A 1,798-nucleotide genomic window follows, 5' to 3' on the forward strand; every position below is an offset into this window, starting at 1 on the left:
AGCTCACCCGGTGGGCCTCGGACCGCCGGCACCTGTGACCGACCCGATTGACAAGCGCCCCTGAGTCCGGTGGGGTCGGGGCATTCCACCCCTCCACTCGGGAAGTGAGGGCCCTCGTGGCCGACTCCACCGTCACCAGCACGCGACCTACCGACGACGATGACGACACTGGCCTGAAGAGGTCCATCACCGGGACGCAGCTCTTCTTCTACACGCTCGGGGACGTCCTCGGCTCGGGCATCTATGTCCTGATCGGACTGGTCGCCGCAGCGGTCGGTGGGGCGTTCTGGATCGCCTTCGCGGTCGGTGTCGCCGTTGCAGCCATCACCGGTGCGGCGTACGCCGAGCTGGTCACCAAGTACCCGCAGGCCGCGGGCTCCTCGCTCTACGTCCAGAAGGCGTTCGACAACAAGGCGCTCACCTTCCTGGTCACCGTCTCGTTCCTCTCGGCGAGCTTCGCCGCCACCGGGTCGCTCGCGACCGGGTTCGCGTCGTACTTCGCCGAGCTGTGGGGCGGTCCGCCCGCGCTGCTGGTGTCGCTGCTGTTCGTCGCGGCCCTGGTGCTGGTCAACTACATCGGCATCACCGAGTCGGTGGTGATGAACATGCTGATGACGTTCGTGGAGCTGAGCGGCCTGATCATCGTCATCGGCATCGCGATCTACTACGTGGCCCAGGGCAACGCGGACTTCGGAATCCTGGGCGACATCAGCGTCTCGGGCAACCCGGCCCTCGCGGTGCTCGCCGGTGTGGCGTTCTCGTTCTTCGCCATGACGGGCTTCGAGAACACCGCCAACGTCGCCGAGGAGACCATCGACCCGTACAAGGCGTTCCCGCGGTCCCTCATCGGCGGCATGATCGTCGCCGGCATCGTCTATGTGCTGGTGTCCATGGCCGCGGCGCTGACGGTCCCCGTCGACACCCTGGCCGAGTCCCCGGCCGCGCTGCTCGAGGTGGTCAAGCAGGGCATCCTTCCCTTCTCCACCGACGCCATGACGACCATCTTCACCATCATCGCCCTCGTCGCGATCACCAACACCACCCTCGTCACCCTGGTCACGCAGCCGCGCATCCTCTACGGCATGGCGCGCGAGGACGTCGTCCCGGGCGTCTTCGCCAAGATCCACCCGACCCGCCGCAGCCCGTGGGTGGGCCTGCTGTTCAGCGGCCTCGTGGTGGGTGGCCTGCTCGTCACCGGATACGCGGTCACCGCGGCCGGTGGCGGTATCGACCTGGTCAACCGGCTGGCGCTCGTGACCGTGGTCTTCCTGCTCGCGATCTACGCGCTCGTGATCGTCGCCTGCCTCAAGCTGCGCGGGCAGGACGAGGACGAGCGGGCGTTCCGGGCCAACACGCCCCTGCTCATCGTGGGGTTGGTCGGCAACCTGGCCATCCTCTACTACGCGATCTACGACGACCCGACGTCGCTGTACTGGTGCGCCGGCCTGCTCGCCGTCGGCGTCGTGCTCTACCTCGCGGAGAAGCTCTTCGGCAGCAAGGGCACCGGGGTCACCAGCGTGCCGCTCGAGAAGGAGGAGGCCTGACATGCATGTCATCGTCGCCACGGACGGCTCCAAGCAGTCCCTCGCCGCCGCCAAGCAGCTGAAGGCCTTCGCCGACCCCGCCAAGATCACCGACATCTCGGTGGTGGCGGTGATCCGGCCGTTGGCCTCGGTCGCCTTCGCCGACGACCTCTCGGCGGGCAGCCGGCAGCGGGCGACCAGCGAGTCGGAGGGGTTCCGGGCCGCCGCCAAGAGCGCGGTGGCCACCGTGGCCGCCGAGTTCGACGGCTGGGGGC

Annotated in this window: 2 protein-coding genes; both read left to right on the forward strand. The window is 68.3% G+C overall.

Translation table 11 applies throughout. The features are described from left to right. Positions 1–104 precede the first annotated feature (104 nt). Positions 105–1,544 carry an APC family permease gene (locus ACXJKL_RS20355; RefSeq protein ID WP_457208810.1) on the forward strand — a complete coding sequence of 480 codons (1,440 nt, stop codon included), beginning with the start codon at positions 105–107 and terminating at the stop codon, positions 1,542–1,544. Between the two features lies 1 nt (position 1,545). Next, on the forward strand, positions 1,546–1,798 hold a 253-nt coding region (locus ACXJKL_RS20360), incomplete at its 3' end, for a hypothetical protein (protein ID WP_457208811.1).

This window comes from Nocardioides sp. P5_C9_2 (assembly GCF_054049555.1).